The organism is Flavobacterium aurantiibacter, assembly GCF_002251775.1.
GTDB lineage: Bacteria > Bacteroidota > Bacteroidia > Flavobacteriales > Flavobacteriaceae > Flavobacterium > Flavobacterium aurantiibacter.
In genome coordinates, this window is the sequence record NZ_NOXX01000202.1 from 1 (window position 1) to 24,577 (window position 24,577).

The 24,577-nt window shown below is 40.6% G+C and carries 22 protein-coding genes and 1 tRNA gene; 14 read left to right on the top strand and 9 right to left on the bottom strand.

Going from position 1 to position 24,577, the window contains the following annotated elements:
• Positions 1–15: 15 nt before the first annotated feature.
• Entirely contained in the window at positions 16–438 is a 423-nt protein-coding gene (locus CHX27_RS09730; RefSeq protein ID WP_094486586.1) for a ribosomal maturation YjgA family protein, read from the bottom strand.
• 150 nt (positions 439–588) lie between these two features.
• On the opposite strand from CHX27_RS09730, the gene gloA2 reads away from it, so the two are divergent.
• On the top strand, positions 589–972 hold the full coding sequence (gene gloA2 / locus CHX27_RS09735; protein WP_094486587.1) for an SMU1112c/YaeR family gloxylase I-like metalloprotein: 384 nt from the start codon (positions 589–591) through the stop codon (positions 970–972).
• Here gloA2 and CHX27_RS09740 read toward each other — a convergent pair.
• A complete protein-coding gene (locus CHX27_RS09740) occupies positions 969–1,322 on the bottom strand; it encodes a winged helix-turn-helix transcriptional regulator (protein WP_094486588.1) in 354 nt (117 codons plus the stop codon). The two genes, gloA2 and CHX27_RS09740, sit on opposite strands and share 4 nt — an antisense overlap.
• A gap of 103 nt (positions 1,323–1,425) precedes the next feature.
• Here CHX27_RS09740 and CHX27_RS09745 point away from each other — a divergent pair, with 103 nt between their 5' ends.
• From CHX27_RS09745 to CHX27_RS09755, 3 genes are all read left to right on the top strand, one after another.
• Positions 1,426–2,028 (top strand): nitroreductase family protein, encoded by a 603-nt coding sequence (locus CHX27_RS09745; RefSeq protein ID WP_094486589.1) that lies wholly within the window; start codon positions 1,426–1,428, stop codon positions 2,026–2,028.
• 112 nt (positions 2,029–2,140) lie between these two features.
• Positions 2,141–3,070: an alpha/beta fold hydrolase gene (locus CHX27_RS09750; RefSeq protein WP_094486590.1), complete on the top strand. Its 930-nt coding sequence runs from the start codon at positions 2,141–2,143 to the stop codon at positions 3,068–3,070.
• A 345-nt stretch (positions 3,071–3,415) separates the two neighbouring features.
• Complete coding sequence (locus CHX27_RS09755; protein WP_094486591.1) at positions 3,416–4,234, top strand: alpha/beta hydrolase-fold protein; 819 nt, start codon at positions 3,416–3,418, stop codon at positions 4,232–4,234.
• Positions 4,235–4,245: 11 nt separating this feature from the next.
• Here the strand turns inward: CHX27_RS09755 and CHX27_RS09760 are convergent, their stop codons facing one another.
• Entirely contained in the window at positions 4,246–5,439 is a 1,194-nt protein-coding gene (locus CHX27_RS09760; RefSeq protein WP_094486592.1) for a pyridoxal phosphate-dependent aminotransferase, read from the bottom strand.
• Positions 5,440–5,534: 95 nt separating this feature from the next.
• Between CHX27_RS09760 and CHX27_RS09765 the strand changes: the two genes are divergently transcribed.
• Both CHX27_RS09765 and CHX27_RS09770 read left to right on the top strand, forming a co-directional pair.
• Complete coding sequence (locus CHX27_RS09765) at positions 5,535–6,884, top strand: aspartyl protease family protein (protein ID WP_094486593.1); 1,350 nt, start codon at positions 5,535–5,537, stop codon at positions 6,882–6,884.
• Positions 6,885–6,930: 46 nt separating this feature from the next.
• Positions 6,931–8,112, top strand: a complete 1,182-nt coding sequence (locus tag CHX27_RS09770; RefSeq protein ID WP_094486594.1) for an AIR synthase related protein — start codon at positions 6,931–6,933, stop codon at positions 8,110–8,112.
• Positions 8,113–8,423: 311 nt separating this feature from the next.
• Here the strand turns inward: CHX27_RS09770 and CHX27_RS09780 are convergent, their stop codons facing one another.
• Together CHX27_RS09780 and CHX27_RS09785 are read right to left on the bottom strand one after the other, a co-directional pair.
• Positions 8,424–9,065 carry a DUF1579 domain-containing protein gene (locus CHX27_RS09780; RefSeq protein WP_094486596.1) on the bottom strand — a complete coding sequence of 214 codons (642 nt, stop codon included), beginning with the start codon at positions 9,063–9,065 and terminating at the stop codon, positions 8,424–8,426.
• Positions 9,066–9,076: 11 nt separating this feature from the next.
• Positions 9,077–10,660, bottom strand: a complete 1,584-nt coding sequence (locus tag CHX27_RS09785; protein WP_094486597.1) for a choice-of-anchor Q domain-containing protein — start codon at positions 10,658–10,660, stop codon at positions 9,077–9,079.
• Positions 10,661–10,768: 108 nt separating this feature from the next.
• On the opposite strand from CHX27_RS09785, the gene CHX27_RS09790 reads away from it, so the two are divergent.
• The 5 genes from CHX27_RS09790 (at position 10,769) to CHX27_RS09810 (ending at position 13,990) form a co-directional block, all read left to right on the top strand.
• Positions 10,769–11,191 (top strand): hotdog fold thioesterase, encoded by a 423-nt coding sequence (locus tag CHX27_RS09790; protein ID WP_094486598.1) that lies wholly within the window; start codon positions 10,769–10,771, stop codon positions 11,189–11,191.
• Positions 11,188–12,240, top strand: a complete 1,053-nt coding sequence (locus CHX27_RS09795) for a chorismate-binding protein (protein ID WP_094486599.1) — start codon at positions 11,188–11,190, stop codon at positions 12,238–12,240. The genes CHX27_RS09790 and CHX27_RS09795 overlap by 4 nt, the downstream gene beginning before the upstream one ends.
• 54 nt (positions 12,241–12,294) lie before the next feature.
• Positions 12,295–13,011 carry a bacillithiol biosynthesis deacetylase BshB1 gene (gene bshB1, locus CHX27_RS09800; RefSeq protein ID WP_094486620.1) on the top strand — a complete coding sequence of 239 codons (717 nt, stop codon included), beginning with the start codon at positions 12,295–12,297 and terminating at the stop codon, positions 13,009–13,011.
• A gap of 64 nt (positions 13,012–13,075) precedes the next feature.
• Positions 13,076–13,149, top strand: a tRNA-His gene (locus tag CHX27_RS09805).
• A 556-nt stretch (positions 13,150–13,705) separates the two neighbouring features.
• Positions 13,706–13,990: a hypothetical protein gene (locus CHX27_RS09810; RefSeq protein WP_094486600.1), complete on the top strand. Its 285-nt coding sequence runs from the start codon at positions 13,706–13,708 to the stop codon at positions 13,988–13,990.
• 42 nt (positions 13,991–14,032) lie between these two features.
• Here CHX27_RS09810 and CHX27_RS09815 read toward each other — a convergent pair whose 3' ends face one another.
• Together CHX27_RS09815 and CHX27_RS09820 are read right to left on the bottom strand one after the other, a co-directional pair.
• Positions 14,033–14,722: a TIGR02117 family protein gene (locus CHX27_RS09815; RefSeq protein WP_094486601.1), complete on the bottom strand. Its 690-nt coding sequence runs from the start codon at positions 14,720–14,722 to the stop codon at positions 14,033–14,035.
• Positions 14,723–14,728: 6 nt separating this feature from the next.
• Positions 14,729–15,403: a DUF4294 domain-containing protein gene (locus tag CHX27_RS09820; protein ID WP_094486602.1), complete on the bottom strand. Its 675-nt coding sequence runs from the start codon at positions 15,401–15,403 to the stop codon at positions 14,729–14,731.
• Between the two features lie 77 nt (positions 15,404–15,480).
• On the opposite strand from CHX27_RS09820, the gene CHX27_RS09825 reads away from it, so the two are divergent.
• Together CHX27_RS09825 and CHX27_RS09830 are read left to right on the top strand one after the other, a co-directional pair.
• Positions 15,481–16,560, top strand: coding sequence for a M42 family metallopeptidase (locus tag CHX27_RS09825; RefSeq protein ID WP_094486603.1), 1,080 nt, complete (start codon positions 15,481–15,483; stop codon positions 16,558–16,560).
• Between the two features lie 225 nt (positions 16,561–16,785).
• The gene (locus CHX27_RS09830; RefSeq protein ID WP_094486604.1) at positions 16,786–17,730 is read left to right on the top strand and encodes a LysR substrate-binding domain-containing protein; all 945 of its coding nucleotides are present in this window, start codon (positions 16,786–16,788) and stop codon (positions 17,728–17,730) included.
• 139 nt (positions 17,731–17,869) lie between these two features.
• Here CHX27_RS09830 and CHX27_RS09835 read toward each other — a convergent pair whose 3' ends face one another.
• Together CHX27_RS09835 and gyrA are read right to left on the bottom strand one after the other, a co-directional pair.
• Positions 17,870–19,201, bottom strand: coding sequence for a tetratricopeptide repeat protein (locus CHX27_RS09835; RefSeq protein ID WP_165764492.1), 1,332 nt, complete (start codon positions 19,199–19,201; stop codon positions 17,870–17,872).
• A gap of 10 nt (positions 19,202–19,211) precedes the next feature.
• Positions 19,212–21,737 carry a DNA gyrase subunit A gene (gyrA, locus tag CHX27_RS09840; RefSeq protein ID WP_094486606.1) on the bottom strand — a complete coding sequence of 842 codons (2,526 nt, stop codon included), beginning with the start codon at positions 21,735–21,737 and terminating at the stop codon, positions 19,212–19,214.
• 252 nt (positions 21,738–21,989) lie between these two features.
• On the opposite strand from gyrA, the gene CHX27_RS09845 reads away from it, so the two are divergent.
• The gene (locus CHX27_RS09845) at positions 21,990–24,533 is read left to right on the top strand and encodes an ATP-dependent Clp protease ATP-binding subunit (RefSeq protein WP_094486607.1); all 2,544 of its coding nucleotides are present in this window, start codon (positions 21,990–21,992) and stop codon (positions 24,531–24,533) included.
• Positions 24,534–24,577 lie beyond the last annotated feature (44 nt).

Here is a 24,577-nt window from a genome sequence, read left to right on the forward strand (position 1 = left end):
TTTATTGATTTTTAATCAATTATGTTTTTTGTCGTGTACTAAACTGTTTTGGGAATTTTGATGTTCAGCATTCAGATACTTTTCTGCAAAGACAATAATCAGAAATCCAATGATATAGGCCCAAATGTCTTCCCAAGCAAACGAGGTTCCTAGTATTGCTCCGGCTAAAGCCGAATGTTCCCAACCCAATGAAAAAATTAATCCAAGATATTGGGTTGTTTCAACAGCAAAGGCAAATAGCAAAACGCCGACGGCAGTTTTCAATTTCGAAACAGCAAAAACCGATTTCAAGGCGCAATAAATCAGTATAACCACAAGTACATCACCTACATATGGTCTTATAAATTTATCGTGAACAAATAAGGCAATTACAACTTCTACAAAAAAAAGCAAGACTGCCCAAGCGAAGTAGTTTTTGTTAAATCGAACGTTTTTCATAACTAACTTAACTCGTAATAATTTCAAATCTTATCTTAGGATGTAACTTATTTAAAAGAAAACTTGCAATTGGAATTCAGCTGTCGGTTCTTTGTAGGAAAGTGTTTGTTCTCGAGTACTCAAAAATGTTTTATAAGTAAATAACAGTTCATGTTAAAATCAATTCATCACGTTGCGGTAATTTGTTCCGATTATGCGATATCTAAGAAATTTTATACCGAAATACTGGGCTTAGAAGTTATTCAAGAAGTTTATCGCCAGGAACGCCATTCGTATAAGTTGGATTTGGCATTAAACGGACAATACGTTATGGAGTTATTTTCCTTTCCCAATCCGCCCGAACGAAAATCGTTCCCAGAAGCATGCGGATTGCGGCATTTGGCTTTCGAAGTTGCCGATATAAAAGTCGTCATGGAGCACCTTTCGCGTTTCCACGTAAGTGCCGAACCGCTGCGCATAGATCCGTATACGGGAAAGAAATTCACATTTATAAGTGATCCCGATAAACTTCCGATTGAATTTTACGAATCCTAAGTAGCGGGAGAATTGCTATTGTTCTGGGAACGTGCCGCGAAATCGCCCCAACTTGCAATCGCGTCAAGCAACGGTAATAAGGTCTTCCCGAAATCGGTTAACGAATACTCAACACGTAACGGAGGTTTTGTCGTATATACCGTTCTCTTTACAATACCATCGGCTTCCAAATCTTTTAGCTGTAAACTTAAAGTACGCTCGGTTATTTGTGGCATGCTGCTGCGAAGTTCGTTATAACGAAGCGTTCCCGATTTTAAATGATATAAAATGACGCTTTTCCACTTTCCACCGATGATATCCATCGTGATACTTGTACAACAGGGATAATCTTTGTTGTTGAATGTCAACATAATACACTTTTTTAATACTATACTTTTAGACCGTACTTGTGTAGTATTTCTACTATACTTAATTTTGTTGCTATAATAATTATAGTTCAAAAATACTAAAAAGATGAGTTCATTTATCGAGCATTTTCAAAAAAGATACACAACTAAGAAATACGATTCTTCCCGAAAGATAAATCCAGCTATTTTGGATGAATTGAAACAAGCCGTGCGCTTAAGTCCGTCTTCAATTAATAGTCAGCCGTGGCATTTCACTTTTGTTTCCGACGAAAGCACAAAACAACAGCTGGCGACCGCTTCGTTGTTTAACGATAAGAAAGTTTTGGATTCGGACACCGTAGTGGTTTTTAGCAGAATTAACGACATCAGTTTTTTTGAAAAGCAAATACAGGAAAATTTGCCGGAAGGTGCCGTAGCGTATTACAACAACATGATTAAGCCTTTGCCAGAAGCTGAGATTAAAGCGTGGTTCGACAAGCAGGTGTACTTGGCTTTGGGTGTTTTACTTAGTGCTTGTTCGCAACTTGCTATTGATGCAACACCGATGGAAGGTATTGAATCTGAGAAGTATAACCAGATTTTAGGACATGACAAGTATCATGCCTTAGTTGCTGTTGCTTTGGGTTTTAGAGCCGAAGACGACAGCAATCAGCCGAGCGTAAAACCAAAGTCGCGCGTGGCCACCGACAAAATAGTAACCACAGTGTAAGTTTTTTACTAAAGATTGTTTTTATTGACTAAAACCGGGTACTATAAACGTGCTCGGTTTTTTTGCTTTTATAGAAAATAAATCAATTTTGTATCTTGCTTGAAAAAGCAGCATGCAAAAGTATATTCATTGCTTTTATCTGATTTTGTTCCCTTTTTTGTCGTTTTCGCAAGAACTTTATTCCAAATCTTTTGGCAAACAAACAGATCCGGCGGTGGTTTTTCTTCACGGAGGACCGGGCTATAATTCGGCAAATTTTGAGGTAATTACTGCCGAAGCCCTTGCGCAAAGCGGCTTTTTTGTTGTAGTTTACGATCGTCGAGGCGAGGGGCGAAGTGCCAACGTGCCGGCTTCATTTACTTTCGAAGAAACTTTTTCTGATTTATCTGCGATTATCGAAAAATATCAGGTAAAGCAACCCACACTTCTCGGACACAGTTTTGGAGGCATTGTTGCAACGCTTTTCGCCGCTCGCAATCCGCAGCAAGTAAAGAACATTGTTTTACTGGGTGCTCCGGTTTCGTTGCAAAAAACTTTTAAAACAATCATTAAGAGCTGTAAAAGTATGTATCAAGCGAAAAACGATAATGTTAATTTGCAGTATATTAATGCTTTAGAGCGTATGGACGCCGCGGGAATTGAATACAGTTCGTATTGTTTTTATCATGCTATGCAAAACAATTTTTATTCGCCTAAGCAGCCAACTAGCGAAGCACAGCAATTGTATTCTCTTTTTGGAACGGATGCGACGCTTAAGAAATACGCGTCTAAAATGAGTTATGAAGCACCTCAAGGATTTTGGAAACACGAAAAATACACTACTTTGAATCTCATTTCAACAATCGAAAATTTGTTGAAATCGGGCGTTATCGTAAGAGGAATTTATGGTAAAGACGACGGTTTGTACAGTGCCGAACAAGTTGCGCAACTGCAACAATTGCTTGGTTCGGATCAGTTGCTGTATTGGGATTCTTGCTCGCATTACGTTTTTATCGATCAACGTTCGCGTTTTATAACTGCTTTAAATAATTGGTTAAAATAATTGATGATCTATGAAAGTTTATACTTCTCTATTTCTCGTTCTTTTTTCAATATTTGGACTATTTGCTCAAGAATTAGCCGAGGTAAAACAAATCGTTTTATCATCGAAAACATTGCTGCAAAATCGAGAAATTTTAATTTATACGCCTCAGTCATACAAGGAAAATTATTTGACACAGTACGAAGTAATTTTCGTTTTTGATGCCCATACACGCGAATTTTTTGATCTAGTACATTCGTCGATTAGTTTCTTGTCGAGTTCTAGTAAACAATTTATTGTCGTCGGAATTACCTCGCCCTATAACGAAGGCCTCGATTATTCAAGAAGAAACGATTTTTACCGGAAATGCAAACTGATGAAGCGCGTCAAGCTTATGGAAAATACTGTGGAAATGCCGATAAATTTTTCCAGTTTGTCACCCAAGAAGTGTTTTCGTATATGCAAGAAAACTACCGTGTTTTAAGTCGTCGTAGTGCAATCGGACACTCGCTGGGCGCGTCTTTTCTGGTGTATTCGTTTTTAAAAAATCCCGACACTTTCGATAACTACGTGTTGATGTCGCCTAATTTAGCTTACGATGCCAACCGCTTAATTCGCGAACTAAAACAATTTGATTTTTCGACAATTAAGCCCTACAAGTATTTTTATTTGAGTTTCGCTAACGAAGCTGTTTCGTTTCCAGAATGGAAGCCAGCTGTAGATGAGAGTTTTATGCTTTTTGATTCGCTTCAGGGAAGTAAGAATTTTTTTGTAAAGTTGGCTACGTTTCCTGAAAGCAATCATTTTAGTTCGGCTTTACCTGCTTTGACGGATGCTTTAGATACTTATTTCAAAAAGGTTTACGATCGGCAGCAGGCACAATTGTCCGACACTTTCGTAGAAGTGGAAGTGGTGGTAGAAGTTTCGAATCCGAAAGCAGAGTTATACATTACGGGCAATCAAAATGCAGTTGGGAATTGGAATCCTGCGGCAATAAAAATGAATCGATTGTCTGATAAAGAGCGAAGTATCAAACTCAAGGTACAAGCGCCATTTATTTTTAAGATTACGCAAGGTTCTTGGGAAAGTGAAGCTACTTTAGACGGTATTTCGGGAAATGTTACACTGATTCCTGGAAAAGAAAAACGCTACCGTTTTAAAGCGATAGCGTTTGCCAATGAGTAAACTTTATTGTTTTATTTTCCCGGATATGCTTCGAGTGCGTTTTTAAGAATTTCAACTGCCTGAATTAAATCTGCTTTTTTCAAAACGTAAGCAATACGCACTTCGTCTTTGCCAACATTTGGTGTACTGTAAAATCCGGCAGCTGGAGCCACCATTACAGTAGCACCGTTGTACGAATACGATTCTAACAGCCATTGCGCGAAGTGATCGGCGTCGGCAACGGGTAATTTTGCGATGCAATAAAAAGCACCTCGTGGTTTAGCTACTTGAACACCAGCTATTTTACTCAGTTCTTCTACTAAAGTGTCGCGTCGTTCTTTGTATTCTGCAACAACATCATCGAAGTACGATTGTGGTGTGTCTAAAGCGGCTTCGCTGGCAATCTGTGCAAACGTCGGCGGACTCAAACGAGCTTGTGCATATTTCATGGCAGTTTGCATGACTTCTTTGTTCTTAGAAACAATACATCCGATTCGCGCACCACACATGCTGTATCGCTTTGAAACCGAGTCGATCATGATGGCGTTTTGTTCAATTCCCGCGATGTTTAATACGGACAAATGAGGTTGATCGTCGTAAATAAATTCGCGATATACTTCGTCGGCTATAAGAAACAAATCGTATTTCTTGACGATCTCTGCCAATTGAAGGAGTTCTTCTTTTGAATACAAATAACCGGTTGGATTCCCAGGATTACAGATTAAAATGGCCTTGGTTTTTGAAGTGATTCGTTTTTCGAAATCGGCAATAGGAGGTAAGGCAAATCCGGTTTCAATTCCTGAAATAATCGGAACTACTTTAACGCCACTGGCCGTTGAAAAGCCGTTGTAATTCGCATAGAAAGGTTCAGGAATAATGATTTCATCACCAGCGTCCATCGTTACACCCATCGCAAAAAGCAGCGCTTCCGAACCTCCTGTTGTGATAAGTATATCGGCGACTTCTACAGGCAATCCGTGGGTTCGGTAGTAGGTCGCGAGCTTAGTGCGATACGATTCAAAACCAGCAGAGTGGCTGTATTCTAAAATTTCAAAATCAAAATTTCTTACTGCATTTAATGCAACTTCGGGAGTTTTTATATCAGGCTGACCAATATTCAAATGAAACACTTTGGTTCCTGCTTTTTTTGCTTTTTCGGAATACGGTACCAATTTTCGAATTGGTGATTCAGGCATAGACAAACCTTTCGCTGAAATTGTTGGCATAGTGATATAAAAATTTGAAATGCAAAATTGCAATAATTCCGCTACAACTACCAACTTTTAGCTTTCTATTGTATCTTTAAATTAAAAATTAACTAATGTCTTATCGTAAGTGCGCATTGTTTTTTTGTGTTTACTTAAGCATAACCGCAATTGACTTTTCCTGTTTTGGACAGTCTTTTTTTACGATTAACGGCGGCGCGAAAAAGTGTACAATTCCTTTTCGTTTAGTTAATAATGTTATTGTTATCAAAGTAAAAGTAAATGGAACTCCATTAAATTTTTTATTGGATACAGGTGTTGAGGAAACTCTTTTACTTGATTTACAAAATGAAAAGGAAGTTATTCTCAATGAAGTTGAAACTATAAAGTTGCAAGGATTTGGATTAGAGGAGCCTATAAGTGGTCTAAAAGCCAAAGGCAATTATCTTGAAGTAGGTAATTTAACCTCTGAAAATCATGTACTGTTTGTTGTTTTGAATCGAAATATCGGATTTATTGCTTCATTAGGGATTCAAGTTAATGGTATTTTAGGTTCTAACTTCTTCAAAAACAATGTTGTAAAAATTGATTACCAAAGGAAGAGAATAGTAGTTTATCAATCGAGTTATTTTCGTTCTAGATTTAGAGACGAGGATTTTACCGCAATTCCAATTTTATTAGAAGATAATAAGCCATATGTTGATGCGTTGGTACGTGAATCGACTACTAGTGAAGAAACGATATCGAAATTTCTAATTGATTCTGGTTTAAGTTCAACCTTATGGTTCTTCTCTCCCAATAAAAAGCTGCTCGAAGATTCGTCGGTTGGTGTTTTTGAAGATTTTTTAGGTATTGGATTTAGCGGTATTGTTCGCGGCTCGTATTCAAGAGTTGATAGTGTTTCTCTTGGTAACATCTCACTTCAAAATGTCGTTGTTGCTTATCCAGACTCAACCTTCTACAACAATTTAAAATTAATTTCTAACAGAGGTGGATCAATCGGAGGTGAAATTTTACGTCGATTTCAAGTCATCTTTGACTACCAACAAAACATGGTTTATCTAAAGCCCAATAAATTTTTTAGTATTTTCTTTTCCTATAACAAGAGCGGAATTCATTTGCAAAGAGGTGATGATCGACTTATATCGATACAGCCTAGTAATTACAATGATGATTCCAAGCTCACAATTAATTTCGGCAGTCAAAATCTTAATGTAAAATATAGATTTATTCGCAGGCCTGCTTATGAAATCGGTTACCTTCGATGCGACTCGCCCGCAGAGCGAGCCGGTGTACATATCGGAGATGTTATTCTCAAGGTAAATGGTACATCAACTTCAGAACTTTCACTGGACCAAGTTTCTAAATTGCTAAAACCTAAAAATGAAGAATTTATCATTCTAGAAGTAGATCGGATGGGAGAAAATTTGTTTTTTAGATTTCAACTTAAAAACATCCTCGATTAAGTCTATTTTTAAATTATGACTTATTTTTGCGCGAAACAACAACACAATGAATTCACCCAGCGGATCTCGATACGTTCAAAGAGGCGTATCTGCCGACAAAGAAGATGTACATCAAGCTATAAAAAATGTCGATAAAGGCTTGTTTCCGAAAGCTTTTTGTAAAATAGTTCCCGATTACCTTACCCAAGATCCCGAATATTGTATCGTTATGCATGCCGATGGCGCAGGAACTAAATCGGCTTTGGCTTACGCGTATTACAAAGAAACCAACGATATAAGTGTTTGGAAAGATATTGCCCAAGATGCTATCGTCATGAATCTCGACGATTTACTTTGTGTGGGCGTTACAGATAACATACTGTTGTCGTCGACTATAGGTCGGAATAAGAACAAAATTGGAAGTGAAGTAATTGCGGCAATCATAAACGGCACTGAGGAACTTATTCAAAATTTGCAGCAACACGGCGTAACCCTTCATAGTACTGGTGGCGAAACTGCCGATGTGGGCGATTTAGTTCGAACCATAATCGTAGATTCAACCGTAACGGCACGAATCAAAAAAACAGCTGTTATTGATAACGGAAACATTGCCGCAGGAAACGTTATTGTAGGTCTCGCAAGCTTTGGAAAAGCCAGTTACGAACAATCCTATAACGGTGGAATGGGATCGAATGGACTAACCTCGGCGCGTCACGACGTATTTTCGAAGGAAATTGGTTTAAAATATCCAGAAACCTTTGATCCTGAAGTACCCGAAAACCTCGTTTACAGCGGTTCACAAAAACTGACAAACGAAATCGACGAACTTAATACCACCGCAGGAAAACTCGTGCTATCGCCAACCCGAACTTACGCACCCATCATTAAAGCTATTTTCGAGAAAATCGGACGTAAAAACATCAACGGAATGGTGCATTGCAGCGGTGGTGCTCAAACTAAAGTGCTGCATTTTGTAGAGCGTTTACACATCGTAAAAGATAATCTGTTTCCAATTCCGCCACTTTTTAAAATGATTCAAGAGGAATCTAAAACGCCTTGGCAAGAAATGTACAAGGTTTTTAATTGCGGGCATCGTATGGAATTGTATTGCAGTGAAGAAGTAGCAGCGCAAATTATTGCTATTTCAAAATCATTTGATGTCGATGCACAAATTGTGGGTAGAGTAGAGGTTTCCGAGGCGAAAAAACTAACGATTCGTAGCCCATACGGAACGTTTGTTTACGAATAACCGCTTAAACATATTTTCGAAGTTTATAGATTTCAAAAACTAGAACTCATTTCTGGTACTTTCATTTCGCGACAGCGATTGAAAAAGCAAGCGTGCAGCGGCAAGAGCACTAGCACTGCAGCGAATTTGGAGCGACCAACGGAAGCTACAAAAACGCGAGCAGTGCGTGCTGTTGCCGTTGCACCTTGACTTGAAAAGCGCGGTGGCCGCCGCTGTACATTTTTCTGGGATAACGATTTATTGCGGCGGACAGTTGCCAAAAAAATACGCCGGTAAAAACCAGCGTATCCTGAATTCTATTTATTTGGGTGTTATTTCGCTCGTGTCATCACAATTTCCATGGCTTTGTATTCTTTTCCGTTTTCGTCGGTGTCGTAGCTCGTAAAAACTTGCTTATCGGCGTTTACCAATTCAACAGTTTCACGAATTTTTTTCATAGATTTAGTTAACGGATCGCTCATTTCGCCGGCGTAGTTGTAGGTTTTGGATGCCTCGTTGTAAGTTCCTGTTACGTAGGTTATGCCAGTTCCCATATTGTCGGTCCAAATCGAAAAGTACTTGCCCGATGCATTGTCGTAGCCGGTGGTTGCGGTACCTTCGAACGGCATGCCAAAGTACGAACCGTTGTGTTTGGCATATTGATATCTGCCACCGTGAATCATACTGATATCCACTGTCATTTTCATGACCGTTGGTTCTGCGCCAGGTTTCGAATAAAATTTACACTCTTCGTTCCATTTCCCGACGTCGGCAGCTAAACGTTTGTGTGGCTCGCCTGGTGTACCGTAATCCATCCATATTTTGGCAACGGCAGCCGAGTCTTTAGGTATTTCAACTTTCTTAGTAAGCGTATCGGCAGCCTTTTCGCTTGCATTAGCTGCTGATTTATCCTCTTTTTTACAAGCTGTGAGTGCTAAAAAAAGTAAGCTGCTGCATAAAAGTAGTTTTTTCATATTGGTATTGGTTAATCTTCAGGAAAAGGGGCATTTTGATAGGCTCCCATATCCGGATTTAAACTCGGAGGTGTTGGGCGCGGCCGTCCTAAAATATCGGTTGAAACTTGCCCTAAAGTCGTTGGCGTACCTGCGTTTATGGCCGGAGATGATTCGTCGATATTCATCTGATTGTTACGCAGATTGAAAAAGCCGGGCTGTCTGTTTTTGATATTTCCGTTTTGTTGGTTGCGAAGCACGTCAAAAAGTGCGCTGTTGTAATACGGATCGCCGTCTGAAATACGAACTAAATTATTGGTGAAACTGTAGTTGAACAGTTTCAAATCAGATTTATCAAGCTGAATGTTTTTTCCACCAGAGCCATAAATGATGCAATTAGTAAAATCGCACTTACTCAAATCGAAAGCTGTTTCGGTGCCCGCATTATCTTCAAAATAATTATTGACGATAAGTGCAGCTTGCGATGATTCGGGGAAATTATTGTTTATGGTACAATGTTTAAAGTCGTACGACCCGCCAAAAGTGAGCGCTACCGCTGCTTGTCCGGCGTTGTTCCATACCGAATTTTCAGCTTCAATATTGGCAAATCGTGCTAATAAGCCCACGTTTGAACAATTGTAGAACTGCGAATTGCGAATTTTCATTGGAGTTCCGGCGTTATTTTGCACGAGGAAACCGACGATTGCATTTTTTAAAGTCAGGTGATTGATTTCGTGATCTTTAGAATTGTCGCGGAAATAAATGAATCCCCACTGACCGGCGATATCGCTGTAAAAAGGTTCCAGACGGTCGCCTTCGAAAATAACTTCATTTTCTAGCGCTTCGGTATTGGACAAGGCACCATTAATTTTTAACGTTGCGTTTTCTTGAACAATCATGCCACTTTGTGCGTGGAAATGCAAACGAGCACCGGGATTTATTGTCAGTGTTTTTCCGACAGGAACCGAGGCATAACCATAAATAACGTAAGGTTTTTCGTTGGTCATCACCAATTCGTTTCCGTTAATCGGGTGATTTTCGGATAAATTTCGTCCTTGAACCTGCGTGACATTTCCGTCGGCGTCGAAGCCAAAATCTACACCTTCAACAATACCATTCTCACGATTTGGGTAAATAAAATACGCATCCTGAATGAGCGTCACCAAATTTACTTTTTGATAATTATTGGGTGTACCGAATAAAATCTCGTCGGTATACAGGAAGTCGGCCGGATTGGCGTCGTTGATATCGGCAGTGGCTTCTATGAAAATGAACATCGAATCTTTAGCGAGCAGTTCTACATTTTCAAAAACTTTACCGTCGCCAATGCCGCTGTTATCGCTGTCTATTCCAGTCATACCATCCACCATAATGCGGTATTTGCTGGCATTTTCTTTCGCTAATTTAACTTGTGGAATTAGTATGTTTTCATCGCTGCGGTTATAAACTTTCAGCGTGTAGGTACTGGTACTGATACTGCTGAATACCGTGTCGAGGTAAACGGTATCTTTTGAAAAACCTAGTGTTCCGGTTTTAACTACAAAGTCAAAATCGGTTCTACAAGACAAAAAAAGTAGGGGAAATACAACGAAACAGGCGAATAACGATTTACGCATCAATTCAAAAATTTAAGTAAAAGTAAGATTTTTATCATTTGTTTAGTACACAATCTCCAACGCACAACCGCGAAAGTAATTGTATTTTTGCCGAAAATTTTTCGTGATATGGAATTCGACAAACAGTATTTTCTGGAAATGTGTAACAAGATTTCGGAAAAAACTTTGATGAGAACATTAGATATTGTGTACACTGATGCCGGTCCGGATTTTTTAACGGCAACGATGCCGGTTAATTCTCGTGTACATCAGCCCATGGGACTTTTGCACGGCGGAGCTATGGTTGCTTTGGCAGAAAGTGTGGGCAGCGCAGCATCGCTAATATTAGTGAATCCGGATAAACAAGAGGTGCGCGGCATCGAAATATCGGCAAATCACGTTCGAAGCATTCGCGAAGGTGTTGTTACGGGAACGGCTCGTATCGTACACCAAGGAAAAAGCGTACATCTGTGGGAAATTCGAATTACCGACGAAAAAAACCGACTCATTTCGCTCTGTAAACTCACCAATATGATACTTCCCAAACGATGATCAACCAGCCGTTAATCGATTGTTTTCAGGAAGTAATTGCCACTAAAGAGAATTTTGCATTTTGGCGTTATCCGAAGGAAAGCAGCATTTCATTCGTTTCAAATATGAAACAGAACGATTGTTTTTCAGACGAAAAGGCAGCTTTTTATTTCCAACGATTTGCTCCGGATTCGAATTCGGTGTATCTGTTCGATACCAGTTTGGTGCGAAAATTTGAATTGGAATCTGTCGCTTTTTCCGTTGCTGATATCGCGTTTACTTCCGAAGATCGATCGGTATTTGAAACGCAAGTTGAGCAAGGAATACAGCGTATTGCAGAAGGAAGATTAACTAAAATAGTGCTTTCGCGGAAAGTAAGTACGGAAATTGATTTAAACCTCATTGACTCGTACATTCACATGTGTTTGACCTATCCCGCAGCGTTTTGCTACTTGTTTTACACTGCGGAAATTGGTTTTTGGATGGGTGCGTCGCCCGAATTGTTTTGTGAAGTTTCCGATGGAACTGCTACTTCTATGTCGCTCGCCGGAACCCGATTCGCAACAGATTACCAGCCATTTTTAGATAAAGAGTTTAGAGAACAGGAGTTCGTTACACAGTTTATTTCGTCGAAGCTTGCCGATTTGGTTTATCGTGTTCGCGTTTCCGACAGAACTGAAATACAAGCAGGAAACTTAATTCATTTGCAAACCATAATTAGTGGTAGGTTGCTGGAACACGCAACGCTAAATCAGTTAATTGCGGCTTTGCATCCGACACCAGCTGTGTGTGGACTCCCGCAACAAAAGGCTTTTCAAGCGATTTCAGAAATCGAAAAGTACGATCGGTCGTTTTATACAGGCGTTGTTGGCGTTGTCAATGGCGTACAGCAAAACAAGATTAATGCGCGCTTGTACGTAAATTTACGCTGTATGAATTATCGTGATCAGCAAACAACTCTTTACGCGGGTTGTGGTATTGTGGCCGACAGCAATCCGCCAGCCGAGTTTGAAGAAACCGAACAAAAATTCAAAACGATTAAACGTATTTTAGTTGCCAATAATAGTTGATTTAGCGAGATGCTTATGCGCTGAATGACATCTAATTTATATTATATGAACGATATACAACTCGATATTTTAGCTTTTGGCGCACATCCAGACGATGTTGAATTGGGCTGTGCAGGCACATTAGCGAAAGAAATAGCTCATGGAAAAAAAGTGGGAATTGTGGATTTAACTCGTGGGGAACTTGGTACCCGAGGAAGTGCGGAAATACGTGATGCAGAAGCCGCAGCAGCCGCAAAAATTCTGGGTGTTCAAGTACGTGAGAACTTGAGATTTCGAGATGGTTTTTTTGTCAACGATGAAGCGCATCAGCTTGAGGTCATTAAAGTAATTCGTAAGTACCGACCGCGAATCGTGATTTGTAATGCCACTTCCGATCGTCATATTGATCATGGAAAAGGCAGTAGTTTGGTTTCGGATGCTTGTTTTCTTTCGGGCTTGCGGCGCATTGAAACGGAAGTCGACGGTAGTTTTCAAGCTGCGCATCGTCCGGAATTGGTTTATCACTACATCCAGTGGAATGATATCACGCCGCAGGTAGTTGTAGATATTACTGGATATGAGCAAATTAGGAAAGAAGCAATTTTAGCGTATCGCACACAATTCTTCGATCCAAATAGCAAAGAACCGGTAACACCCATTGCTACACAAAACTTTTTAGAGAACTTAGATTACCGTGCGCGGAATCTGGGCCGACTCACAAATGTTGAATTTGCAGAAGGCTTTACCGTTGAACGTTACCCGCTTACGAATTTATTGACCGATTTAAAGTAATTTTTTTAAAACGGCAGTTGTTTAAAAGCAAATTTTTGTTTTATCTTTGCAGCCGATTAAAACGGTGGTTGTAGCTCAGTTGGTCAGAGCATCGGTTTGTGGTGCCGAGGGTCGTGGGTTCGAGCCCCATCAGCCACCCAAAATCCAAAAGGTTTTCGATTGTTCGAAGACCTTTTTTTGTTTTAATTACTTTCTGAAAAATCGATTTGCTAGAATTTTAATAGCTATAAAATGGATTTAAGAAGTTTAGTCTGTGTTTCGCTGTTTGTACTAAGTGTAGCACATCTTTCAAAACTCCTTCTGTCTTAATACTCCAATCTTAATACTTCAATCTTAATACTTAATACTCCCATCTTAATACTTAATACTCCCATCTTAATACTTAATACTTCAATCTTAATACTCGTTTCCCGGGTGAGCGGGCGCAACGGCATCCTATTAGGCGATACCCATATTTCCATCCGTTGTTTTCGCCTAATAGATATAGTGTAGCACGCGACGGCGCCACAACAACGCGGCGAAGCCACCACAGCGCCGGCACCCCCAAATCAGAAAGAAAATTCTTAGTCAAATTGCCTGTTCGACCGATTTTCTGCAATGAAAAACCGCACTGTGCATAAAAAATTGTTAAAACGGTAACAAACAAGAAGCTGCGTCGTCTTACTCATATAAATCATCAATTAAATCAATCATCATGAAAACAATTAACATCCTTTCAGCAGTTTTATTTGCAAGTACCGTTTTTACTGCAAACGCTAGCACAACTTCGAACGCGTATTTAAACGGAGTTTCAGATTCTATACGAATTGAAAATTCTGGAGAAGCCGATTTGGATTTGAGCGGGTTAAAGAGAGCAGAAAAAACAATCGATGAGCAAATTGCCGAAGATATGCAAGTTACCGAGGCGCAACTACCTAAGTATATTTCGGTAGCCGAACCTGCGAAAACGGTTAAAATCCCGACGAAATTATTGAATTAGTTATCTTAATTATGTTGGAAGACCGCCCACGAGGCGGTTTTTTTATGGTTGTAACCGCATGACATGGAAATCGAAGGGCGTCCACAAACAGTGTTCAACCGACGCGGCTGCAAGTGCCTGATTCGTGAACGTATTACAAGTTTTAAAAAGACTGTAGTTTCCATTTGATTCGTAAAAGGCGTCTCGGTCGTTGTAGCGAATGCCTGTTTCTACAGCGATGGGTTTAGATTCATTTTGTTGAAAACAAGCGAGATAATGAGTAACTAACTGCCGGTATTGCGTATCGCTCAATACTATTTTCTTGCAAGTTTCGTGTTCTATTCTGTTTTGATAGTAGTTCACATGAACCGCCGTTTCGTTAAATCCAGATGCCGCTTTAATTGCAGTAGATAGTCTTAAATCCGACCAAGTAGGCGTTTCCAAATAGAACTCGCGGTTCCCCCAGCCAATGGCCACCCAGGGATAGTATGTGTTTTTAGCACGAATCAGATTTTTATCTAAGAAACCGTTCCAGTCGAACACCTGATTTTTAACCGGCAAAACCAATTCACTGTGTACGCCGTTTGTTTGCAAATAAATTTCAATGGTTTTGGGTTCGGTTGTTTCATCGCCCGAAATGGTAATATAACCGATTGTAGCAGCTAAAAACAGATATAAACCGACGAAAGCTAACAAACTCAAAAATACAATACGAATGCCGCGATACACTTTAAAAAGTAAATTGTTTCGCATGGCACTTTAAGTTTTCTTTTTTCTTTCGGCACGTAGTTTCTTTATCCAATATGCCGATAAATCGTCGTAGTTAACAACCACTTTTGGTTCTTGTGGGTCGAGTCGTTTTGCTTTCACTCCACGAACAATGATCGTTTCGATTAAATAGTCTTCGTTAACTTCGTAAGGTGCGTATTTGGTTTTGAGATTAATGTCGAACATACGCGCGGTGTTGTTCGACCAAAAAGCTTTCCAGCCACTTTTGTATTCTTTGATTAAGTCGAATGTAGTTTGTCCGGTTTGTCTGTGAATGAGTTTTACCAGAATTTGCCCGTCTTTACGACTCAATTTTTTTAACTGCGGTTCAAATTGCTTTTGCATGTAATCTTCCACAATCTTGAAGTATTTTCTACGCTCACGAGCCGTTTTCATTTTAGACATTCCTTCATTCAGCGAAAGTAAGGTAGCCGAAGTAGCTTTGGCGTACGGATAAACTTTGTAAACACGTCGCTGTAAACGATTGTATATTTTAACCGCCTCAGCGTCGACTGTTACTTCGTTAGGGTTAATTACTACTTCTTCCAACTCTATCGGAATGTTCAAGCTATCCGGCGTATTCAAATAGGCGTCGCGCGGATCTTCCTGGGCAAAAACCGCTGTTGTTCCCGATAAAAGCAAAACAAAAAATAAATTCCACCTCATGTTTTAGTTAATTGGTTGAAAACGGATAAGCAAGTGTAGTGCCAAATTTTTAAATTCGCAGGTCTTAAAACAAAATTATGTCAATTTTAAACGAAAAGTCAGAGTTATTTATTGAGAAGTATCTCAATAATCCGTCGCCAACAGGTTACGAATCAGAAGGTCAAAAAATTTGGATGGATTACATCAGACCTTATGTAGATGACATTTTTACAGATATTTATGGTACCGCCGTTGCCGTCGTGAATCCGGGAAAGCCTTTAAAAGTCGTTATTGAAGGGCATTCCGACGAGATTTCGTGGTATGTGAATTACATAACCGATGACGGTTTAATTTACGTGATACGAAACGGCGGTAGCGATCATCAAATTGCGCCTTCAAAACGGGTTCATATACACACTGCAAACGGAATTGTAGAAGGCGTTTTTGGTTGGCCAGCGATTCATACACGTAATCGCGACAAAGAAGAAGCGGCGAAAATCGACAATTTGTTTATCGATATCGGTTGCGAAACCAAAGCCGAGGTGGAGGCAAAAGGTGTTCATGTAGGTTGCGTTATTACGTATCCCGATGCGTTTACGGTGCTCAACGAAAACAAATACGTTTGCCGCGCGATCGATAATCGGATGGGTGGTGTGATGATTGCCGAGGTAGCTCGCCTGCTAAAAGAAAATCAAGTTGAACTTCCGTACTCTTTATATATAGTAAACGCCGTGCAAGAGGAAGTAGGGTTGCGCGGAGCAGAGATGATTACCAATACGATTAAACCTGATATTGCGATTGTTACCGATGTGTGTCACGATACAACTACGCCGATGATCAATAAAAAAATTGAAGGCGATGTAAAAATTGGCCGCGGTCCGGTAATTACGTACGCACCTGCCGTGCAAAATCGCCTACGCGATCTTATTGTAAACGCAGCACAGGAGAAGGAAATTCCTTTTCAACGTTTGGCGTCGTCGCGCGTTACCGGAACGGATACCGATGCTTTTGCCTACAGCAATGGGGGAGTGGTTTCGGCGCTTATTTCTTTACCGTTGCGCTACATGCACACTACAGTTGAGATGGTGCACAAGCATGATGTCGAGAATGTTGTGAAGCTCATTTTCGAGTCTTTGCAAAGAATCGAATCGAAAGAACAGTTTTCGTATTTCAAGTAAGAGCGAAGTTTTTATGAAATCGGAAGGCATTTTTGTTTTCCGATTTTTTTTTAGGGCAGCCCCTCGCCGGTTTAGTGGAAGTAATGGAGGGGCTTCGGGCCGGGCCTTTCACTACAAGCGCGTTTGTTTCAAACCGTTCGGGGTTCGCTGCGGCGGGGCTTCTTGGGTCGCCGCGCCGCAGCGGTCTTCACANACATTCTTATATTTGTATTAATAAATACTATCATGACAATAACGCAATTACAATATGTTCTCGCAGTAGCCGAATACAAGAACTTCACTCTTGCCGCCGAAAAATCGTTTGTAACACAGCCCACGCTGAGTATGCAAATCCAAAAAATCGAAGAAGAACTCGGAGTTTTGATATTCGATCGCTCTAAAAAACCTATTCAATTAACGCCTGTTGGCCAGCAAATTGTAGAACAGGCGAAGAATATTGTCTTGGAAAGCGGACGCATAAAAGATATTGTAGACCAGCAAAAAGGGTTCATCGGCGGCGATTTCAAAATTGGTATCATTCCAACCATCATGCCCACACTTTTACCGATGTTCCTAAATAATTTCGTCAAGAAATATCCAAAGATTAACCTCATCATCGAAGAGTTAAACACACAGGCCATCATCGAAAAACTCAAAAGTGGGCATCTCGACGCTGCGATTGCTGCCACGCCTTTAGACGAAGAGCGCTTAAAGGAATTTGTACTCTATTACGAGCCGTTTGTGGCCTACATTCCCGAGCAAAATAAGCTTTCGCGGAAGTCGCTTATCAAACCGGAAGATCTCGAAATCAATGAAATTTTGCTGCTGCGCGACGGACACTGTTTCCGCGACGGCATCATTAATCTGTGCAACACGATTTCTACCGATAAAAAAGCGAACTTCCAAATTGAAAGCGGCAGTTTTGAAACCATGATTAAGCTAGCCGACGAGGGTTTGGGAATAACGCTGCTGCCCTATTTACATACCTTGGATTTATCGGAACGCAATCGCGCGAAGTTGCGCCATTTCGAAGAGCCTAAACCCGCGCGTCAGGTAAGTCTAATTTTTGGTCAAACGGCTTTAAAAATGCACATCATAGAGGCTTTGCGGCAGGTTATTTCGGGTGTGGTTCGCGGTGCAATCGCCTTCCAGAACGTCGAGATTATTAGTCCGTTGCCAAATAAGAAATAGATTTTTTTGGGCGGGGCGCAAGCGCACAGGCTTTCCGCGCTACACGGTAGCTTGCTCCAATCCTTCCCGCGAAAATAGTGCACAAAAAAACCGCCGATTAAATCGGCGGCGGTTTTTTTATAGACGTTTCGTAAAAAAATTACTGCTTACCTTCCAGCTCTTTTAAACGTGCCTTTAACGTTTTTGCCTCGCTTTCCATATCAAGTGTTCTGTACACATTATATAATGTTCTAACTGCATCAACATTATCTGGCTTGAGTTCTACCGTTTTTACTAAGAAAGGTACTGCACTTTTAAACATATCTTCGCGCTGTTTACGTAACACCTCATATTTTTTATTATCAGCGTCAGAACTTCCTAATTTGTTCATCTTTTCAACTAACTCTTTTTCGCCATCTAGCTTTAATATCGCCATATTCAAATATGCATTTGAATACGAAGGATCAATTTCAATAACGCGTTTATAGTGATTTTCAGCTTCAACTAAATCTTTGTTGTTGTATGCAATTACGCCTAAATTGAAAATTAAATCCTTGTTGTTTGGATCATTAGCAAGGGATTCTTTTACAAGCGTTTTATAAGTTTGAAAATCCTTAGTTTGTAGGTATAAATTTGCCTCAGAAATAATTAATGACGTATCATCCGGATTAGTCTTTCTCGCATCTTTAATAGCCGTTTTCGCTTCTTCTATTTTGCCTTTTTCAACTAAAATAAGTGCAATATTGCGATAAATTTCGCCACGCTTGCTTGGAACTTTTTCATCTCTTGGATTGATGTAAGTTTTAAGACTAACAAACTTATCGCGTTCTGATTTAGAGTTAAAATACTCTTCTTTGTTATTTAAAACACTCGTAGCGTAGTATGCCATACCTTCGCCCGAATAATTAATCTGCTTTAGTTCGTCGTAATACTTTAGTGCCATATCGTAATCTTTGGCATTCACTGCATAATTAGCAGCGTAATAAAGTTTTTCAGGATCACTTTTATCCAAGGTATACATAGCGTAAAGAACGGTTGAGCAATCTGTAAATTTTTGCTCATTTCCTAATGAAACTACATAATTGAGCAAAAGCGACTTAGATACTTGGTACCGCTGGTTTATCTGATCTGTTAAAAGCTTCTTTCCCTGCTTTTGTTCATAGGCTAGTACATCGCTTGCTGCGGAAGCGTAGGCACTAATCTTCGATGGAGAGATTAAAGCTAACATAGCCTGTGGAGTAGCTGTCTGTCCAAGAGCTGCTATTTCTACCATCGGCGTATTGGCTTCATAAAAGGCTGCATAGAGTTTATCAACTTCTTCTACTGCAACCGACTTCAATTTCTGAACTACACCCTTATATTCCGTTGCGTCATTAGCACTTATCTCATCCCGAGAATAAATCTTCTTTAAAGATTTTAATTCATCTTTTTGAGCTGATACTGCTGAAATACTAAAAACAGAAAGAGCAGTAATTAAAAATACTTTTTTCATATTACTCGATTTAATCTTCCGAAGTTTCAGCCTCCGGATTTTCATTTACAATTTGATCATCACCAGATTCAGTTTCCGATTCTGCAGATTCTTCTTCGTCTTCTTTAACAACTTTCGTTACTGCGGCAATCGAATCATTTCCTTTCAAGTTAATTAAACGAACACCTTGTGTAGCTCGTCCCATAACTCGTAAATCTTCCACAGCCATACGAATGGTAAGCCCCGACTTATTGATAATCATCAAATCATCGGCATCTGTTACGTTGTTAATAGCCACTAATTTACCGGTTTTCTCGGTGATATTCAAAGTTTTAACACCTTTACCACCGCGGTTCGTGATACGATAATCGTCTAAGCTCGAACGTTTTCCGTATCCGTTTTCCGACACAACCAATATTTCACTGTTCTTATCACTTACAGCAACCATGCCAATTACTTCGTCCGCTTCGTCGGCTAAGGTAATTCCACGAACGCCCGAAGCTGTTCTTCCCATCGGACGTGTTTTGCGCTCTTCGAAACGAACTAATTTTCCAGAACGAACAGCAACTAATATGTCGCAAGTACCGTCTGTTAATTTTGCTTCTAATAATTCGTCGTCTTCACGAATCGTAATAGCAGCAACTCCATTCGCCCGTGGACGGCTGTATTGCTCCAGCGCCGTTTTCTTAACCTGACCTTTTTTGGTCACCATAATCAAGAAATGCTTATTGATGTATTCCTGATCTTTCAAATCTTGCGTACAGATAAATGCTTTTACTTTATCGTCTTGCTCGATGTTAATCAAGTTCTGTATCGCACGGCCTTTGCTGGTTTTAGTTCCTTCTGGAATTTCGTACACGCGCATCCAGAAACATTTTCCTTTTTGCGTAAAGAACAACATGTATTGGTGGTTTGTAGCCACATACATGTGCTCCAAGAAATCTTGGTCGCGCGTGCCAGCACTCTTCTGCCCTACACCACCGCGGTTTTGCGTTTTGTATTCGCTTAACGGTGTACGTTTGATGTAACCGGCATGCGAAATGGTAATCACCACATGCTCGTCGGCAATCAAGTCTTCGATACTTACATCGCCGCCGCTGTATTCGATTGTCGAACGACGCTCATCGCCGTATTTCTCTTTGATTTCAGCAAGCTCTTCTTTAATCAAATTCATTCGAAGTTCTTTGCTCGCCAACAAGGCACGCAAATGCTCGATCAATTTCATGATTTCGTCGTATTCCGCGCGAAGCTTGTCTTGTTCAAGACCAGTAAGCTGACGCAAACGCATGTCGACAATAGCGCGCGATTGTATTTCGCTCAAGCTGAAACGTTCCATTAAGCGTTCGCGAGCTACATCGGTATTCGCTGAACTTCTAATGATTTGGATAACTTCATCAATATTATCCGAAGCGATAATCAAACCTTCTAAAATATGGGCGCGCTCCTCTGCTTTTCTGAGGTCGAACTCCGTACGGCGAACTACAACATCGTGGCGGTGTTCCACGAAATAGTGAATCAAATCTTTCAGATTCAGCATTTGTGGTCGGCCTGCAACCAGAGCAATATTGTTTACACTAAACGACGACTGTAACTGAGTATACTTATATAAGGTGTTAAGCACTACATTCGGAACGGCATCTCGCTTTAAAATGTACACGATACGCATACCGGAACGATCCGATTCGTCGCGGATGTTGGCTATACCTTCAATTTTCTTCTCGTTTACTAAATCGGCAGTACGTTTAATCATTTCTGCCTTATTCACCTGATACGGAATTTCCGTCACGATAATCGACTCACGACCTTCGATTTCCTCAAAATGAACTTTCGCGCGGATAACAATTTTACCACGACCGGTTTTAAATGCTTCCTTAACGCCGTCGTAACCGTAGATGACACCGCCTGTCGGAAAGTCAGGTGCTTTAATATGTGTAAGAAGCTCATCGACTTCAATATCGTGATTATCGATATACGCTAAAGTACCATCGATTACTTCCGATAAGTTGTGTGGCGGCATGTTTGTTGCCATACCTACCGCAATTCCGGATGCACCGTTTACAAGCAAATTCGGAATTTTGGTTGGCATTACCTTCGGCTCGTAAAGCGTATCGTCGAAGTTCAGTTGAAAATCAACGGTTTCTTTATCGATATCCGCCATGATTTCTTCCGAAATCTTTTTCATACGCGCTTCGGTGTAACGCATCGCCGCAGGAGAATCGCCGTCAATCGAACCAAAGTTTCCTTGACCATCTACTAATAGGTAACGCAAACTCCATTCTTGTGCCATACGAACCATGGCATCATACACCGACGAGTCGCCGTGCGGGTGGTATTTACCCAAAACCTCACCGACTATCCTCGCTGATTTTTTGTGCGCTCGATTGGAAAGAACGCCCAGTTCGTACATTCCGTACAACACGCGTCGGTGTACGGGTTTAAGTCCATCGCGAACATCAGGTAAAGCACGCGATACGATAACCGACATCGAATAATCGATGTAGGCTGACTTCATTTCATCTTCTATATTAATCGGAATTAACTTTTCGCCATCGGCCATAAGCTTGAACTATTTTAAAAACTATGTGGTTAAAAAAATCTCGCTAATATAAGGTATCTGCTTTGTGGATGATGAAAATATCATTCAAAAAATCGGGTTTTTATCAACAGTTTTTCTGCACGCCATAGTTGATAAATTAATAGAAAATTAACTGAAAATATTGCAGATTTTTTGTCACTTAGCTGACAGCTTCGCATCAGGGTACAGTTTTTGAAGCTTTTTCAGCAATAATTAAAGACCCAACTTAAAAAAATGGATGATAATTTTTCACCTCGGGTAAAAGACGTAATCACCTACAGTAAGGAAGAAGCTTTACGATTAGGGCACGATTTTATTGGCACAGAGCACCTTATGCTCGGCATTTTGCGCGACGGGAATGGCAAAGCGATTAATATTCTCAATAATCTATCTGTCGATTTAGAACACCTACGTCGAAAAGTAGAGGTTTTGAGTCCGCCGAACGAAAATCCGTTAGCAAATAACGACAAGAAAAATCTGCACCTTACCAGACAAGCCGAACGCGCGCTAAAAACCACTTTCTTAGAAGCCAAACTCTACGAAAGTAAAGAAATTAGCACCGCACACCTCTTGCTTTGTATCTTGAAAAACGACTCAGACCCTACAACCAAGCTGATGAATAAGTTGAAAATCGACTACGATTCAGCCAAAGAACAATACTTAAATATGATGCCAATCGACGATGATTTCCAGAAAAACTTGCCAAGAAACGAATCCTACAACGACGATTCAGGACAAGATGACAGTTTAAAAGAAAGTAGTTTCAACAATCCTGGAAATAAAACCAACAAGAAATCGAAAACTCCGGTACTCGATAATTTCGGTCGCGATTTAACCGAAATGGCCGAAGAGGGAAAACTCGACCCAGTAGTTGGTAGAGAAAAAGAAATTGAACGCGTTTCGCAAATTCTAAGCCGCAGAAAAAAGAACAATCCGCTGCTTATCGGAGAACCCGGCGTAGGAAAATCGGCAATCGCCGAAGGTCTCGCACTGCGAATCATTCAAAAGAAAGTGTCGCGTATTTTGTTCAACAAACGCGTAGTCACACTCGATTTAGCGAGCTTGGTTGCCGGAACCAAATACCGCGGACAATTTGAAGAACGCATGAAAGCCGTGATGAACGAACTCGAAAAGAACGACGACATCATTCTGTTCATCGACGAGATTCACACCATTGTTGGTGCTGGCGGCGCAACCGGTTCACTCGACGCTTCAAACATGTTTAAACCTGCGCTCGCTCGCGGCGAAATTCAATGTATTGGTGCCACAACGCTCGACGAATACCGCCAATATATAGAAAAAGACGGTGCGCTTGAACGACGTTTCCAAAAAGTAATCGTTGAACCTACAACCGTTGAGGAAACCATTCAAATCCTTAACAACGTTAAAGGTAAATACGAAGATCACCACAATGTTACGTTCACGCAAGAAGCTATCGAAGCTTGTGTGAAGCTAACGAACCGCTACATGTCGGAACGTTTCCTTCCAGACAAAGCCATCGATGCGCTCGACGAATCGGGTTCTCGCGTTCACATCACCAATATCGAAGTTCCGAAAACCATTTTGGAACTCGAAAGGCAATTGGAAGAAGTTCGCGAATTGAAAAATTCGGTCGTTAAAAAACAGAAATATGAGGAAGCAGCACGCCTTCGCGACGACGAAAAAAGAATCGAAAAAGATTTGGCAATCGCTCAAGAACAGTGGGAAGCCGACTCTAAATCGAATCGTATCGTAGTTACCGAAGATCAAGTTGCCGACGTTGTTTCCATGATGACGGGCATTCCGGTAAATCGAATTGCACAAACCGAGAGTAATAAGTTGGCCCAATTACCGGAACTCATTCGCGGAAAAGTTATTGGCCAAGACGAAGCCGTTAACAAAATTGCTAAATCAATTCAACGAAATCGCGCAGGTCTTAAAGATCCGAACCGACCAATTGGTTCGTTCATTTTCTTAGGACAAACGGGTGTGGGAAAAACACAGTTGGCAAAAGTGCTTGCCCGTGAATTATTCGATTCGGAAGATTCGTTAATTCGCATCGACATGAGCGAATACATGGAGAAATTCGCTATTTCTCGACTTATCGGAGCACCTCCGGGATACGTAGGTTACGAGGAAGGCGGGCAATTAACCGAGAAAGTTCGCAGAAAACCTTATGCAGTGGTGCTTCTAGACGAAATTGAAAAAGCACACCCAGACGTGTTCAACATGATGTTGCAAGTACTCGACGATGGTTATTTAACTGATTCCTTAGGTCGAAAAATCGATTTTAGAAACACGGTTATCATTATGACGTCGAACATCGGTGCTCGCCAGCTGAAAGACTTCGGACAAGGCGTTGGATTTGGGACCGCAGCTAAAGTTTCGCAAAGCGATGAGTACGCAAAAAGTGTAATCGAAAATGCGTTGAAAAAAGCCTTCGCTCCCGAATTCCTAAACCGAATCGACGATGTTATCGTGTTCAATCCGCTAGAGAAAGAAGACATCAATAAGATTATCGAAATTGAATTGAAAAACCTGTACAAGCGCATAGCTGAGTTGGGTTATCAATTGAATTTATCGGATAAAGCGAAAGCGTTTATTGCCGATAAAGGTTTCGATAAGCAGTTTGGAGCACGTCCGCTAAAACGAGCCATTCAAAAATATGTGGAAGATGCTTTGGCGGAGGAAATCATTACATCGAAAATCGCTTCAGGTGATGAAATCTTTATGGATATTGAAGATAATGCCGAAGAATTAACTGTTTCTGTGAATAAAGCACAAGAACCAACGAGTTAATTATCATCAGGTTTTATTGATATCAATGGCGTTCAGAAATTCTG

Coding starts and splice junctions, on each gene's coding strand:
- CHX27_RS09830 (WP_094486604.1), top strand. CDS start 16,786: ATGACAATAACGCAATTACAATATGTTCTCGCAGTAGCCGAATACAAG.
- CHX27_RS09755 (WP_094486591.1), top strand. CDS start 3,416: ATGCAAACTGATGAAGCGCGTCAAGCTTATGGAAAATACTGTGGAAAT.
- CHX27_RS09795 (WP_094486599.1), top strand. CDS start 11,188: ATGATCAACCAGCCGTTAATCGATTGTTTTCAGGAAGTAATTGCCACT.
- CHX27_RS09730 (WP_094486586.1), bottom strand. CDS start 438: ATGAAAAACGTTCGATTTAACAAAAACTACTTCGCTTGGGCAGTCTTG.
- CHX27_RS09835 (WP_165764492.1), bottom strand. CDS start 19,201: ATGAAAAAAGTATTTTTAATTACTGCTCTTTCTGTTTTTAGTATTTCA.
- CHX27_RS09740 (WP_094486588.1), bottom strand. CDS start 1,322: ATGTTGACATTCAACAACAAAGATTATCCCTGTTGTACAAGTATCACG.
- CHX27_RS09790 (WP_094486598.1), top strand. CDS start 10,769: ATGGAATTCGACAAACAGTATTTTCTGGAAATGTGTAACAAGATTTCG.
- CHX27_RS09760 (WP_094486592.1), bottom strand. CDS start 5,439: ATGCCAACAATTTCAGCGAAAGGTTTGTCTATGCCTGAATCACCAATT.
- CHX27_RS09815 (WP_094486601.1), bottom strand. CDS start 14,722: ATGCGAAACAATTTACTTTTTAAAGTGTATCGCGGCATTCGTATTGTA.
- CHX27_RS09750 (WP_094486590.1), top strand. CDS start 2,141: ATGCAAAAGTATATTCATTGCTTTTATCTGATTTTGTTCCCTTTTTTG.
- gyrA (WP_094486606.1), bottom strand. CDS start 21,737: ATGGCCGATGGCGAAAAGTTAATTCCGATTAATATAGAAGATGAAATG.
- CHX27_RS09820 (WP_094486602.1), bottom strand. CDS start 15,403: ATGAGGTGGAATTTATTTTTTGTTTTGCTTTTATCGGGAACAACAGCG.
- CHX27_RS09845 (WP_094486607.1), top strand. CDS start 21,990: ATGGATGATAATTTTTCACCTCGGGTAAAAGACGTAATCACCTACAGT.
- CHX27_RS09765 (WP_094486593.1), top strand. CDS start 5,535: ATGTCTTATCGTAAGTGCGCATTGTTTTTTTGTGTTTACTTAAGCATA.
- CHX27_RS09780 (WP_094486596.1), bottom strand. CDS start 9,065: ATGAAAAAACTACTTTTATGCAGCAGCTTACTTTTTTTAGCACTCACA.
- CHX27_RS09770 (WP_094486594.1), top strand. CDS start 6,931: ATGAATTCACCCAGCGGATCTCGATACGTTCAAAGAGGCGTATCTGCC.
- CHX27_RS09810 (WP_094486600.1), top strand. CDS start 13,706: ATGAAAACAATTAACATCCTTTCAGCAGTTTTATTTGCAAGTACCGTT.
- CHX27_RS09785 (WP_094486597.1), bottom strand. CDS start 10,660: ATGCGTAAATCGTTATTCGCCTGTTTCGTTGTATTTCCCCTACTTTTT.
- CHX27_RS09745 (WP_094486589.1), top strand. CDS start 1,426: ATGAGTTCATTTATCGAGCATTTTCAAAAAAGATACACAACTAAGAAA.
- gloA2 (WP_094486587.1), top strand. CDS start 589: ATGTTAAAATCAATTCATCACGTTGCGGTAATTTGTTCCGATTATGCG.
- CHX27_RS09825 (WP_094486603.1), top strand. CDS start 15,481: ATGTCAATTTTAAACGAAAAGTCAGAGTTATTTATTGAGAAGTATCTC.